Genomic DNA, 13,403 nt, shown 5'->3' on the forward strand with positions numbered 1-13,403 from the left:
TGCCTTTCGAAATTCGATCGGTTAAGATTACCAGCGGTAGTGCGAGAAGGCGCGGTTGGCGTCGGCCATCTTGTGCGTGTCTTCGCGCTTCTTGACAGCGGAACCACGGTTGTTCGAGGCATCCATCAGTTCACCGGACAGGCGGTCAACCATGGTGGTCTCGTTGCGCTTGCGGGCAGCAGTGATCAGCCAGCGGATGGCCAGCGCCTGACGGCGCTCCGGACGAACGTCGACCGGGACCTGGTAGGTTGCACCACCAACGCGGCGCGAGCGTACTTCAACATGCGGCGCGATATTCTCGAGCGCCTGATGGAAGATCGCCAGCGGCTCAGCCTTGGCCTTTGCCTGCACGCTATCGAAGGCACCGTAAACGATGCTTTCGGCAACCGACTTCTTGCCATGAAGCATGATGGCATTCATGAACTTCGTGACGACCAGATCACCGAACTTCGGATCCGGGTTGATCTCACGCTTCTCTGCACTATGACGTCTGGACATACGTTCCGTCTCTCAATGGTTGCGGTGCTTTATCACGCGGAGAACCTCGCGCAGCACCGTATAAAGGTTGATGTTCCGAAAATTACTTCGGACGCTTTGCACCGTACTTCGAGCGGCGCTGCTTACGGTTCTTGACACCCTGGGTATCGAGAACGCCGCGGATGATGTGGTAACGAACGCCCGGCAAGTCCTTTACGCGGCCGCCACGGATCATGACGACAGAGTGTTCCTGCAGGTTGTGACCTTCACCCGGAATGTAACCGATGACTTCGAAGCCGTTGGTCAGACGGATCTTGGCGACCTTACGGAGAGCCGAGTTCGGCTTCTTCGGCGTCGTGGTGTAGACGCGGGTGCAGACGCCACGCTTCTGCGGGTTTTCCTGCAGAGCCGGGACCTTGTTGCGCTTGACCTGTGCCTGGCGAGGCTTGCGGATCAGCTGGTTTACGGTAGGCATATAACCATCCCTTGCAAAATAATCTCGTGACCCCTTTTGGGGGCCGGTTACGCCGTTTCCGGCCGCGACACACGATTCCAACATGCACAAAACGTGGCCCCACCCTGTCTCGGAAGGACCACGGAAGGCAGAGGACGCGTTTTAAAAAACGCGTCGTGCGTGCAGCATTCTTGTCTTCAACGTGCGTATGGAAGCCTGTTTGAGGCTTAGGTCCGGTACAAGTCGTCCCGGATATGGCAGCCTCACATCTCTTCCGATGCGGCGCGTTTACTGTTTCCGTCCCTGCGCGTCAAGGGAGAAAACGAATTTACCCCCTGCCCCATCCGGCAGAGAGCCTTGTATTCCGGCCTTTATACGCCATTTGCGGGGAATTGCGATACGCGCTCGGCAAACATGGTGGGAATCGGCTGCCAAAGCCGTTAAGAATCGATAAAGACCTGAACGGCACCCGCCGACCCGCGATGCCAGCAGCCCTGGAAATGGAAAAACGCATGATCGACACGCCCGACAACGACAACACTCTCGACGAACCGATGGTCTTCATCATCATCGGCAAGGGTTACCAATCGAAGGCGAGCGAGGGCACCGAGCTGCACATCCTCTTGCGCGCACCCGATGACGACACTGCCGTTCGCGATGCGCTCAACGCGCTGTCGGAAGAAGGTTTTCTCGAAGCCGACCTCGACCAGATCGGCGTGATGACCGAAGAGCCGGTCGACGAGCCGCATGCGTCTGCCTATCAGGGCGCGCTCGAAGGCGAAGTGTCGATCATCCGTTTCAGCGAGTAAGGAAAAGCCTGTCCGGTGCCTTCATTGAAAATGTTCTGTATGTTCTGTATTCTTCAGATCATACAGAACAGAGATCATGAACGTGACGAGATCGATCACCACAACCGAATTTATGCGGGACTTCGGCAGATATCATGACGAAGCGCGCATCGAGCCGATTACGCTCACGAAATACGGTCGCCCGTCCGTTGTTGTCGTACCGGCCGATCTTTATGCGCGCATGAGCAACAATGCCGATCCGCGCCGCTCGTACCTCTCCAATGAAACGCCCCCCGAACTTGCCGAAATGATCCTTTCGGTAATAGACGACCGTTTGGAAGAAGACGATCAGGGGCCTGTTGATGACAAGCCCCTTCGATGAAGGCCAGATCGTTCGCTACGAATATCTCTGGAACTGGCAAGCAAAAGCCGGCCGCACCAATGGCGAAAAGTCCCGCCCCTGCTGCCTCGCCCTGTCCATCCGGAACCCCAAGCAAAACCTGACGCATATGATCCTCCTGCCAATTTCGGGCACGCCACCACGGCCCGAGCAGGAGGCGATCGCCATTCCGATGCTTGAACTGAAGCGCGCAGGCCTGAGCACGTTCAAGGAAGGCTGGATCACGGTCAGCGAGTATAACTACGACATTCTGGAGCGATCATTCGTTTTCGATCAGAACCAGATGCCGATGGGCAAATTCAGCAATTCATTCACGAGGCAGATATTGCAGCGATTGCGCCCCTACATCGCGGCTTCGCTCGGGCGCGTTGATAGAATGAAATAAGGCAGCAAGCGTCTCCCAGACCGCGCCAACGAAATAACGACCCCATACGCAAAAGGCCCGGATCTCTCCGGGCCTTTGACGTTTCTCAATGACGTGATCTGCGGAACCGCAAACCTCTCCGGCCTTATTCGGCCGGAGTGTTTTCCGGGTTCATGTCCTGCAGCATCGGGGTTGCCGAACCGGCGCCCGAACCCTTCTTGCGCTCCTCGAGGATGAGGTCGTCGCGCGAAGTGGCGATGCGGCGGATCTGCGTCATGGTGCCGCCGGTACCGGCCGGGATGAGGCGGCCGACGATGACGTTTTCCTTCAGACCCTGCAGCGTGTCCATCTTGCCGGCGATTGCAGCTTCCGTGAGAACCTTGGTGGTTTCCTGGAAGGATGCGGCCGAGATGAAGGACGGCGTCTGCAGCGATGCCTTGGTGATACCGAGCAGGACCGGCTCGCCCGAAGCAGGCTTCTTGCCTTCTTCGATCAGCTGATCGTTGGCGTCATCCAGTTCGATACGGTCGACATTGTCGCCGACGATGTACTGGCTGTCACCGCTGTCGGTGATCTCGACCTTCTGCAGCATCTGGCGAACGATCACCTCGATGTGCTTGTCGTTGATCACAACGCCCTGCAGACGGTAGACTTCCTGGATTTCGTTGACCAGGTAGGAAGCGAGTGCTTCCACGCCCTTGATCGCCAGGATGTCGTGCGGCGCCGGGTTACCGTCGAGGATGTAGTCACCCTTTTCGATATAGTCGCCTTCCTGAAGGTGGAAGGGCTTGCCCTTCGGGATCAGGTATTCGACCGGCTCGACACCGTCTTCGGCAGGCTCGATCATGACGCGACGCTTGTTCTTGTAGTCGCGGCCGAGGCGGATCGTACCATCGATCTCAGCGATGATGGCGTGGTCCTTCGGACGACGAGCTTCGAACAGTTCTGCAACGCGCGGCAGACCACCGGTGATGTCCTTGGTCTTGGCGCTTTCCATCGGAACACGCGCAAGAACGTCACCCTGAGAAACCTTGCTGCCCGGTTCAACGGACAGAATGGCCTCTACGTTCAGGAAGAAGCGGGCTTCGCCACCACGTGCCAGCTTCATGATCTGGCCCGAAGCGTCCTTGATGACGATTGCAGGCTTCAGATCGACGCCACGCGGGGTCGAACGCCAGTCGATAACCTGACGCTTGGTGATACCGGTGGATTCGTCGGTCGATTCCGAAACCGAGATGCCGTCGACGACATCTTCGAACGAAACGATACCGGCGACTTCCGTCATCATCGGGCGTGTGTACGGGTCCCACTCTGCGAGACGCTGACCGCGACGAACCTTGTCGTTGTCATCGACGAACAGCTTGGAGCCGTAGGCGACGCGCTGCGAAGAACGCTCGACGCCACGCTCGTCAAGGATCGTGACCGACATGTTACGGCCCATGGCGACGAGAACGCCTTCCGAGTTGCGCAGCATGTTGCGGTTCTTGAGCAGGATCGTGCCTTCGTACGATGCTTCCAGGAACGAACTATCCACCACGTTGGCCGTACCACCAAGGTGGAACGTACGCATGGTAAGCTGCGTGCCCGGCTCACCGATAGACTGAGCAGCGATAACGCCGACTGCTTCGCCCATGTTGACCGGCGTACCGCGAGCAAGGTCGCGGCCGTAGCAAACCGAGCAAACGCCGGTCTGGACTTCGCAGGTCAGTGCGGAGCGAATGCGGATCGACTGAATGCCAGCCTTTTCGATTTCGATGACATCCGGCTCAAGGATCATCTTGCCGGCATCAACGATGCGCTCACCCGTGACCGGATGATCGATGTCGTCAAGCGCGGTACGACCCAGAACGCGGGCGCCGATGGAGGCAACAACCTGACCGGCGTCAACGATGGCGGTCATGGTGAGACCGGTCTCGGTGCCGCAATCGACGAGGTTGACGATGCAATCCTGCGCAACGTCGACGAGACGACGGGTCAGGTAACCCGAGTTCGCCGTCTTCAGAGCCGTATCTGCAAGACCCTTACGGGCACCGTGGGTCGAGTTGAAGTACTCGTTAACGGTCAGACCTTCCTTGAAGTTCGACGTGATCGGGGTTTCGATGATTTCACCCGACGGCTTGGCCATCAGGCCGCGCATGCCGCCCAGCTGACGCATCTGGTTCGGTGAACCACGAGCACCCGAGTGCGACATCATGTAGATGGCGTTCATCTGCTTCTGGCGACCGGTCTCCGGATCGAACTCGACGGCCTTAATGCGGGCCATCATGTCTTCCGCGACCTTTTCGGTTGCCTTGCCCCAGGCGTCAACGACCTTGTTGTACTTCTCGCCCTGAGTGATCAGGCCGTCGTTGTACTGCTGTTCGTATTCCTTCACCAGGGCTTCGGTGTCACCGACGATCTTGGCCTTGGTTTCCGGAATGATCATGTCGTCCTTGCCGAACGAAATGCCGGCGCGGCAAGCATGGCGGAAGCCGAGCTGCATGATGCGGTCGCAGAAAATGACCGTGTCCTTCTGACCGCAATGACGGTAGACCGTGTCGATCATCTTGGAGATGTTCTTCTTGGTCATTTCCTGGTTGCAGGTGTCGAAAGGCACCTTGAAGTTCTTCGGCAGAAGTTCGCCGATGATCATGCGGCCAGGCGTCGTGTCATGGATCTTCGAAACCGGGTTGCCGTCCTCGTCGACCGTCTTGAAACGACCGCGGATCTTGGCATGCAGGGTCACGACCTTGTTTTCCAGGGCATGGTGCAGTTCGCCCATGTCGGAGAAGACCATGCCCTGGCCGGGCTCGTTCTCGTTCATGATCGATAGGTAGTAGAGCCCCAGAACCATGTCCTGCGACGGAACGATGATCGGTGCACCGTTGGCCGGGTGCAGGATGTTGTTCGTCGACATCATCAGAACGCGGGCTTCGAGCTGGGCTTCGAGCGACAGCGGCACGTGAACGGCCATCTGGTCACCGTCGAAGTCGGCGTTGAAGGCCGTGCAGACGAGCGGGTGCAGCTGGATGGCCTTGCCTTCGACCAGGATCGGTTCGAAGGCCTGGATGCCCAGGCGGTGCAGCGTCGGAGCGCGGTTCAGGAGAACCGGATGCTCGCGGATAACCTCGTCGAGGATATCCCAGACTTCCGGCTTTTCCTTTTCAACCAGCTTCTTAGCCTGCTTGACGGTCGAGGAGTAACCCTTGGCGTCGAGACGGGCGTAGATGAACGGCTTGAACAGTTCGAGCGCCATCTTCTTGGGCAGGCCGCACTGGTGCAGCTTCAGTTCCGGACCGGTCACGATGACCGAACGGCCGGAATAGTCGACGCGCTTGCCGAGAAGGTTCTGGCGGAAGCGGCCCTGCTTGCCCTTGAGCATGTCGGACAGCGACTTCAGCGGACGCTTGTTGGCACCGGTGATGACGCGGCCACGGCGACCGTTGTCGAACAGCGCGTCCACAGATTCCTGCAGCATGCGCTTTTCGTTACGGATGATGATGCCCGGAGCGCGCAGTTCGATCAGGCGCTTCAGACGGTTGTTACGGTTGATGACGCGACGATAGAGATCGTTCAGGTCAGACGTCGCGAAACGGCCGCCATCGAGCGGAACCAGCGGACGCAGGTCCGGCGGGATGACCGGAACGACCTTCATGATCATCCATTCCGGGCGGTTGCCGGACTCGATGAAGTTCTCGACGATCTTCAGGCGCTTCATGTACTTCTTCTGCTTCAGTTCCGACGTCGTCGACGCCAGTTCCGTACGCAGTTCGCCAGCAAGCTTGTCGAGGTTCATCGACGCCAGCATTTCGAAGATCGCTTCCGCACCGATCATAGCCGTGAACTGATCTTCACCGAACTCGTCGATGGCGATCATGTATTCTTCTTCCGACAGAAGCTGATTTTCCTTCAGCGACGTCAGGCCCGGCTCGGTGACGATGTAGTTCTCGAAGTAGAGAACGCGCTCGACATCCTTCAGCGTCATGTCGAGCAGGGTCGAGATACGCGAAGGAAGCGACTTCAGGAACCAGATATGGGCAACCGGAGCAGCGAGCTCGATATGGCCCATGCGCTCGCGGCGAACGCGCGACAGCGTGACTTCGACGCCGCACTTTTCGCAGATGATGCCCTTGTACTTCATGCGCTTGTACTTGCCGCACAGGCACTCATAGTCCTTGATCGGACCAAAGATGCGCGCGCAGAACAGGCCGTCACGTTCCGGCTTGAAAGTACGGTAGTTGATGGTTTCCGGCTTCTTGATCTCGCCGTAGGACCACGACAGGATCTTTTCCGGGCTCGCAATCGAGATCCGGATAGAATCGAAGTGCTGTGCCGGCACCTGCGGGTTGAAAAGGTTCATGACCTCTTGGTTCATGCCTGTCTCCTTGATGGGGCGCAAAGGCCCTCAAACGGGTCGTGCTCGACAAATTCCCGGGCTGTCGAACCAGACCCTTAAATGACAATAAACGCCATCTCTGGCGAAACTCCCCTGCCCGTCCGGTTGCCCGAATAGGCCTGGGATTGGCGTGCGCGATTTCTCCCGCACGCCGTTGTCAAAATATTATTCGGCTGCGTCCGGCAGCTGACCTTCCGGCTGGTTCTCGAGCTTGGAATTCTCCAGCTCGACCGACAGACCGAGCGAGCGCATTTCCTTGACGAGAACGTTGAAGCTCTCCGGAATGCCCGCTTCGAACGTGTCGTCGCCACGTACGATCGCCTCATAGACCTTGGTACGGCCTGCCACGTCGTCCGACTTCACGGTCAGCATTTCCTGCAGGGTGTAGGCGGCGCCGTAGGCTTCCAGAGCCCAGACTTCCATTTCCCCGAAGCGCTGGCCACCGAACTGCGCCTTACCACCGAGCGGCTGCTGGGTGACGAGCGAGTACGGACCGATCGAACGCGCGTGGATCTTGTCGTCCACAAGGTGGTTCAGCTTGATCATGTACATGTAGCCGACAGTGACCTTGCGGTCGAACTGCTCGCCGGTACGGCCATCGTAAAGAACCGACTGACCGCTTTCGTGCAGACCAGCCTTCTTCAGCATGGCAGCAACGTCAGGCTCATGCGCACCGTCGAAGACCGGGGTCGCGATGGAGAGACCACGCTTGGACTGCTCGGCCAGACGAACCAGGGATTCGTCGTCGAAGGTCGAAACCTCGTTATTGGCCTGGCTTTCGTAAGCCTCGGTCAGCTCCTTCTTGAGCTCGGTGATGTCGTTCGATGCCTTGTACTCTTCGAGCATCTGACCGATGCGCTTGCCCATGCCGGCGCAAGCCCATGCCAGGTGCGTCTCGAGGATCTGGCCGACGTTCATGCGCGAAGGCACGCCCAGCGGGTTCAGAACGACGTCGACATGCGTGCCGTCTTCGAGGAACGGCATGTCTTCGACAGGCACGATACGCGAGACAACGCCCTTGTTACCGTGACGGCCGGCCATCTTGTCGCCCGGCTGGATCTTGCGCTTAACGGCCACGAAGACCTTGACCATCTTCATGACGCCCGGAGGCATTTCGTCGCCGCGCTGGACCTTTTCGACCTTGTCCATGAAGCGATGCTCGAGCAGCGACTTCGACTCGTCGTACTGCGCACGCAGAGCTTCGATCTCGGCCTGAGCCTTCTCGTCCTCGACGGCGAACATCCACCACTGCGAGCGGGGATATTCGGAAACGACGGCATTGGTCAGTTCGACGCCCTTCTTGAAGCCCTTCGGGCCCGCGATGGACATCTGGCCGCGCAGCATGTCGATCAGACGGCCGTAAACGTTACGGTCGAGGATCGCCTGTTCGTCGTCACGGTCCTTGGCGAGGCGTTCGATTTCCTCGCGCTCGATCGCCATCGCACGTTCGTCCTTTTCAACGCCGTGGCGGTTGAACACGCGAACTTCAACGATGGTGCCGAACGTGCCCGGAGGCATGCGCATGGAGGTGTCGCGAACGTCGGACGCCTTTTCACCGAAGATGGCGCGCAGAAGCTTTTCTTCCGGCGTCATCGGGCTTTCGCCCTTCGGCGTGATCTTGCCGACGAGGATGTCGCCAGGAGCAACTTCCGCACCGATGTAGACGATACCGGCTTCATCGAGGTTCTTCAGCGCTTCTTCCGAAACGTTCGGAATGTCGCGCGTGATTTCTTCCGGACCAAGCTTGGTGTCACGCGCCATCACTTCGAATTCCTCGATGTGGATGGAGGTGAACACGTCGTCCGACACGATACGCTCGGAGAGCAGGATCGAGTCTTCGTAGTTGTAACCGTTCCACGGCATGAACGCGACGAGCGCGTTGCGGCCGAGCGCCAGGTCACCCAGGTCCGTCGACGGACCGTCGGCGATGATGTCGCCGCGGTTGAGGACGTCACCGACGGCGACCAGCGGGCGCTGGTTGACGCAGGTGTTCTGGTTGGAACGCTGGAACTTCATCAGGCGGTAGATATCGACGCCGGACTTGCCGGATTCGAGGTCTTCCGTGGCGCGGATAACGATACGGGTCGCGTCGACCTGGTCAACGACACCGCCACGACGGGCAGCAATCGCCGCACCGGAGTCACGGGCAACGACCGGTTCCATGCCCGTGCCGACGAACGGCGCTTCAGCGCGAACGAGCGGAACGGCCTGACGCTGCATGTTCGAGCCCATGAGCGCGCGGTTGGCGTCGTCGTTTTCGAGGAACGGGATCAGAGCCGCAGCAACCGAAACCAGCTGCTTCGGCGAAACGTCCATCAGGTTGATGGTGTCGCGCGGGGACAGCATGACTTCGCCGGCATGACGGCAGACAACGAATTCTTCGACGAACACGCCGTCCGAGGTCAGCTCGGAATTGGCCTGTGCGACGTAGTACTTCGCTTCTTCCATTGCGGAGAGATAAACGACGTCCTTCGTGACCTTGCCGTCAACGATCTTGCGGTACGGGCTTTCGATGAAGCCGTACTTGTTGACGCGGGCAAACGTGGCCAGCGAGTTGATCAGACCGATGTTCGGGCCTTCCGGCGTTTCGATCGGGCAGATACGGCCGTAATGGGTCGGGTGAACGTCGCGGACTTCGAAGCCTGCGCGCTCGCGGGTCAGACCACCCGGGCCAAGAGCCGAAAGACGGCGCTTGTGGGTGATTTCCGAAAGCGGGTTCACCTGGTCCATGAACTGCGACAGCTGCGAGGAGCCGAAGAATTCGCGAACGGCTGCAGCAGCCGGCTTGGCGTTGATCAGGTCCTGCGGCATGACGGTGTCGATTTCGATCGACGACATGCGTTCCTTGATCGCACGCTCCATACGCAGCAGGCCGAGACGGTACTGGTTTTCCATCAGCTCGCCGACAGAACGAACACGGCGGTTGCCGAGGTTGTCGATGTCGTCGATCTCGCCCTTGCCGTCACGCAGTTCGACAAGCATCTTGACCACGGCCAGGATGTCGTCCTTGCGCAGCGTGCGAACGGTGTCTTCAACCTGCAGGTCGAGACGCATGTTCATCTTCACGCGGCCAACGGCGGAGAGGTCGTAACGCTCCGCATCGAAGAACAGCGAGTTGAACATGGCTTCGGCCGATTCCATGGTCGGCGGTTCACCCGGACGCATGACGCGGTAGATATCGAACAGAGCGTCCTGACGGTTCTCGTTCTTGTCTACGGCAATCGTGTTGCGGATATAGGCGCCGACATTGATGTGGTCGATGCCGAGAACCGGGATCTCGTCGAAACCGTTCTTCAGGATGATGCCGAGGCTCTTCTCGTCGATTTCGTCGCCGGCTTCGAGATAGATCTCACCGGTTTCGTAGTTGACGATGTCTTCGGCCAGATAGTTGCCGTAGAGGTCGTCATTGGTGGCCTTGAGAGCCTTGAGGCCCTTTTCGGTCAGCTGACGCAGCAGACGCGGGGTCAGCTTCTTGCCGCCTTCGACAACGACTTCGCCGGTATCGGCGTCGATCATGTCGGAGAGAGCCTTGGCACCCTTCAGCGTCTCGGCGTTGAACGGAATACGCCAGCCGTCGCCGTCGCGCTCGTAGTTGGACTTCGAGTAGAAGGTCGACAGGATGTCTTCGCCATCCATGCCCAGCGCCATCAGCAGCGAAGAGACCGGCAGCTTGCGGCGGCGGTCGATACGGGCGTAGACGATGTCCTTGGCGTCGAATTCGATATCGAGCCAGGAACCACGGTAAGGAATGACGCGGGCAGCGAAGAGCAGCTTGCCGGAAGAGTGGCTCTTGCCCTTGTCGTGGTCGAAGAAGACGCCCGGCGAACGGTGCATCTGCGACACGATGACGCGCTCGGTGCCGTTCACGATGAACGTACCGTTATTGGTCATGAGCGGCATGTCGCCCATGTAGACGGACTGTTCCTTGATGTCCTTGATGGACTTCGCGCCGGTATCCTCGTCGATATCGAACACGATCAGGCGCAGCGTCACCTTCAGCGGCGCCGCATAGGTCAGGTCGCGCTGACGGCACTCGTCAACGTCGAACTTCGGCGGCTCGAATTCGTAGGATACGAATTCCAGCATCGAGGCACCGGAAAAGTCGGTGATCGGGAAGACAGAGCGGAAAACCGCCTGCAGCCCCTCGTCGGGGCGGCCGCCTTGCGGCTCGTCTACCATGAGAAACTGATCGTAGGACGCCTTCTGAACCTCGATGAGGTTCGGCATCTGCGTCACTTCAGGAATTTTTCCGAAAAACTTGCGTACGCGCCTGCGACCATTGAACGAAAGGGTCTGAGCCATCGTCGCTCCTTCAAAATTGCATCCGGGCCTGCAACGGACGGGAACCGATGGCCAGTCGATCCCGTCGAACATGGGTAGTCTCAATCTCGTTTCTCAATTTCGACCGCAGGCCGGATTGCCTGTCGCCCGAAAAGGAAACCATCCTTTTGAGAACCCATTACCCGGGAACCGTTTTTGACGGTTCCCGGGTAATAAGTTCCAGAGAAACGGGAGGGAGAAGCAAGCTTCTCCCTCCACATTCCGATATTACTTAACGTCGACCTTGGCGCCGGCGTCCTCAAGCTTCTTCTTGAGGTCAGCGGCTTCAGCCTTCGAAACGGCTTCCTTAACCGGCTTCGGAGCGCCTTCGACGAGGTCCTTGGCTTCCTTCAGGCCGAGGCCCGTGATGCCGCGAACTTCCTTGATGACGTTGATCTTGTTGGCGCCAGCGTCAACCAGGATTACGTCGAACTCGGTCTTTTCTTCTTCAGCAGCAGCCGGAGCAGCGCCGCCAGCGGCAGCAACAGCTACCGGAGCAGCGGCGGAAACGCCCCACTTTTCTTCGAGAAGCTTGGAAAGCTCAGCAGCTTCCAGAACGGTCAGAGCCGAGAGGTCTTCTACGATCTTTGCGAGATCAGCCATTTTCATAGTTCCTTATATAGGTTCGAACTTGGTTTTGAACAGCGAAAAACCGCCTTAAGCGGCTTCGTCCTTCTTTGCGTAGGCCGCGAACACGCGGGCAAGCTGGCTTGCCGGTGCTGCAACAACCCCTGCGATACGGGTAGCCGGCGTCTGGATCATGCCCAGAAGCTTTGCACGCAGCTCGTCCAGAGAAGGCAGGGTCGCAAGCGACTTGACTGCTTCTGCGTCGAGCGTCGTGGAACCCATGGCGCCACCGAGAACAACGACCTTGTCGTTGGTCTTGGCGAATTCCATGACGACCTTCGGTGCCGTGATCGGATCATTGCTATATGCGATAAGCGTCTGACCCTTGAAGAGATCCGTGATCCCTTCCGACTCCGTACCCTGAAGAGCGATCTTGGCCAGGCGGTTCTTCGCGACTTTGACGGTGCCGCCAGCAGCGCGCATTTTCGAACGGAAGTCGTTCATCTGCGCAACTGTGACACCAGCATAGTGGGCCACGACAACCGAACCGGAAGCCTTGAAGACTTCGTTCAGCTCCGTGACGAATTCGCGTTTTTCCGCTCTTTCCACTGTCTGTCTCCAGTTGACGGGACCGCAATCCTGCAGGCCCCATCGGTTTGCCTTTGCCACTCGAAATCTCTTTCAAGATCTCAAGAAGCGTTTGAGGATCCTGCCCCCCGGCTCCACAGAAAACTGCAGGCACAAGGCATTCCAGGCTCGAACCAACTTGAGGGGATGCATCACGCATCTCGAAAACTTGGGTCTTACCAGTCTCATGCAGGTCATACGATTAAGGTTTCGATCTCGAGAGACCTAGACCACCCACAATCTCGGACAGGAGTTCCGGATTTCTCCGGAAATCTCCGCTCTCTTGCGAGAGCGGAAATCAGTGCGGCCGGGCCATCGAGGCCCGGCAAACTTTATCAGGCGAGAACCGTCGAAGGCTCGACGCGCACGCCCGGACCCATGGTCGAGGAGAGCGCGACGCGCTTGACGTAGTTGCCCTTGGCGCCAGCCGGCTTGGCCTTGACGACCGCATCGGCAAAAGCCTTGATGTTTTCTTCCAGAGCCTTGGCGTCGAAGGAAGCCTTGCCGATGCCGGCGTGGACGATACCAGCCTTCTCGACGCGGAATTCGACTGCACCGCCCTTGGATGCCTTGACGGCGCCGGCGACGTCCATGGTCACGGTACCGACCTTCGGGTTCGGCATCATGCCACGCGGGCCGAGAACCTTACCGAGGCGACCGACCAGCGGCATCATGTCCGGGGTAGCGATGCAACGATCGAAGTCGATCTTGCCGCCCTGGACGATTTCCAGCAGGTCTTCTGCACCAACGATGTCTGCACCAGCAGCCTTGGCTTCATCAGCCTTGGCGCCACGTGCGAAGACGGCAACGCGAACGTCGCGGCCTGTGCCGTTCGGCAGATTGACAACGCCGCGGACCATCTGGTCTGCGTGACGCGGGTCAACGCCGAGGTTCATCGAGATTTCGATGGTTTCGTCGAACTTGGCGACGGCACGTTCCTTGACAGCCGAAACGGCGTCGGAGAGTGCGATCAGCTTGGTCGGATCGATGCCTTCGCGGATCTTCTGGAGACGCTTTGCAACTTTTGCCAT

10 protein-coding genes are annotated in these 13,403 nt (G+C 58.7%); 3 read left to right on the forward strand and 7 right to left on the reverse strand.

Translation table 11 applies throughout. The annotated features are described in order from the left end of the window. Positions 1 to 27: 27 nt before the first annotated feature. A complete protein-coding gene (gene rpsG / locus J2T09_RS21935) occupies positions 28 to 498 on the reverse strand; it encodes a 30S ribosomal protein S7 (RefSeq protein ID WP_306838549.1) in 471 nt (156 codons plus the stop codon). Positions 499 to 580: 82 nt separating this feature from the next. Next, on the reverse strand, positions 581 to 952 hold the full coding sequence (rpsL, locus tag J2T09_RS21940; protein WP_003507760.1) for a 30S ribosomal protein S12: 372 nt from the start codon (positions 950 to 952) through the stop codon (positions 581 to 583). Between the two features lie 491 nt (positions 953 to 1,443). Between rpsL and J2T09_RS21945 the strand changes: the two genes are divergently transcribed. The 3 genes from J2T09_RS21945 to J2T09_RS21955 all read left to right on the forward strand — a co-directional run bounded on the left by J2T09_RS21945 (position 1,444) and on the right by J2T09_RS21955 (position 2,504). Further along, on the forward strand, positions 1,444 to 1,740 hold the full coding sequence (locus J2T09_RS21945; RefSeq protein WP_306838552.1) for a transcriptional regulator: 297 nt from the start codon (positions 1,444 to 1,446) through the stop codon (positions 1,738 to 1,740). A gap of 82 nt (positions 1,741 to 1,822) precedes the next feature. Further along, on the forward strand, positions 1,823 to 2,101 hold the full coding sequence (locus tag J2T09_RS21950) for a type II toxin-antitoxin system prevent-host-death family antitoxin (protein ID WP_373458565.1): 279 nt from the start codon (positions 1,823 to 1,825) through the stop codon (positions 2,099 to 2,101). Next, the gene (locus J2T09_RS21955; protein WP_306838555.1) at positions 2,082 to 2,504 is read left to right on the forward strand and encodes a hypothetical protein; all 423 of its coding nucleotides are present in this window, start codon (positions 2,082 to 2,084) and stop codon (positions 2,502 to 2,504) included. Before J2T09_RS21950 ends, J2T09_RS21955 begins: the two co-directional genes overlap by 20 nt. Before the next feature lie 124 nt (positions 2,505 to 2,628). Here the strand turns inward: J2T09_RS21955 and rpoC are convergent, their stop codons facing one another. From rpoC to rplA, 5 genes are all read right to left on the reverse strand, one after another. Then, positions 2,629 to 6,837: a DNA-directed RNA polymerase subunit beta' gene (gene rpoC / locus J2T09_RS21960; RefSeq protein ID WP_306838558.1), complete on the reverse strand. Its 4,209-nt coding sequence runs from the start codon at positions 6,835 to 6,837 to the stop codon at positions 2,629 to 2,631. A 186-nt stretch (positions 6,838 to 7,023) separates the two neighbouring features. Next, complete coding sequence (gene rpoB / locus J2T09_RS21965) at positions 7,024 to 11,160, reverse strand: DNA-directed RNA polymerase subunit beta (protein WP_306838560.1); 4,137 nt, start codon at positions 11,158 to 11,160, stop codon at positions 7,024 to 7,026. A 246-nt stretch (positions 11,161 to 11,406) separates the two neighbouring features. Next, complete coding sequence (gene rplL / locus J2T09_RS21970) at positions 11,407 to 11,781, reverse strand: 50S ribosomal protein L7/L12 (protein WP_112509933.1); 375 nt, start codon at positions 11,779 to 11,781, stop codon at positions 11,407 to 11,409. Positions 11,782 to 11,835: 54 nt separating this feature from the next. Then, entirely contained in the window at positions 11,836 to 12,354 is a 519-nt protein-coding gene (gene rplJ / locus J2T09_RS21975; protein ID WP_306838680.1) for a 50S ribosomal protein L10, read from the reverse strand. Between the two features lie 353 nt (positions 12,355 to 12,707). After that, the gene (rplA, locus tag J2T09_RS21980) at positions 12,708 to 13,403 is read right to left on the reverse strand and encodes a 50S ribosomal protein L1 (RefSeq protein WP_306838562.1); all 696 of its coding nucleotides are present in this window, start codon (positions 13,401 to 13,403) and stop codon (positions 12,708 to 12,710) included.

Origin of the sequence: Neorhizobium huautlense (genome assembly GCF_030811685.1) — a bacterium.
Taxonomy (GTDB): Bacteria; Pseudomonadota; Alphaproteobacteria; order Rhizobiales; family Rhizobiaceae; genus Neorhizobium; species Neorhizobium huautlense_A.

Bases quoted from the DNA above. Each gene is read 5' to 3' on its own strand.
- rpsG (WP_306838549.1), bottom strand. From the start codon at position 498: ATGTCCAGACGTCATAGTGCAGAGAAGCGTGAGATCAACCCGGATCCG.
- rpsL (WP_003507760.1), bottom strand. From the start codon at position 952: ATGCCTACCGTAAACCAGCTGATCCGCAAGCCTCGCCAGGCACAGGTC.
- J2T09_RS21945 (WP_306838552.1), top strand. From the start codon at position 1,444: ATGATCGACACGCCCGACAACGACAACACTCTCGACGAACCGATGGTC.
- J2T09_RS21955 (WP_306838555.1), top strand. From the start codon at position 2,082: ATGACAAGCCCCTTCGATGAAGGCCAGATCGTTCGCTACGAATATCTC.
- rpoC (WP_306838558.1), bottom strand. From the start codon at position 6,837: ATGAACCAAGAGGTCATGAACCTTTTCAACCCGCAGGTGCCGGCACAG.
- rpoB (WP_306838560.1), bottom strand. From the start codon at position 11,160: ATGGCTCAGACCCTTTCGTTCAATGGTCGCAGGCGCGTACGCAAGTTT.
- rplL (WP_112509933.1), bottom strand. From the start codon at position 11,781: ATGGCTGATCTCGCAAAGATCGTAGAAGACCTCTCGGCTCTGACCGTT.
- rplA (WP_306838562.1), bottom strand. From the start codon at position 13,403: ATGGCAAAAGTTGCAAAGCGTCTCCAGAAGATCCGCGAAGGCATCGAT.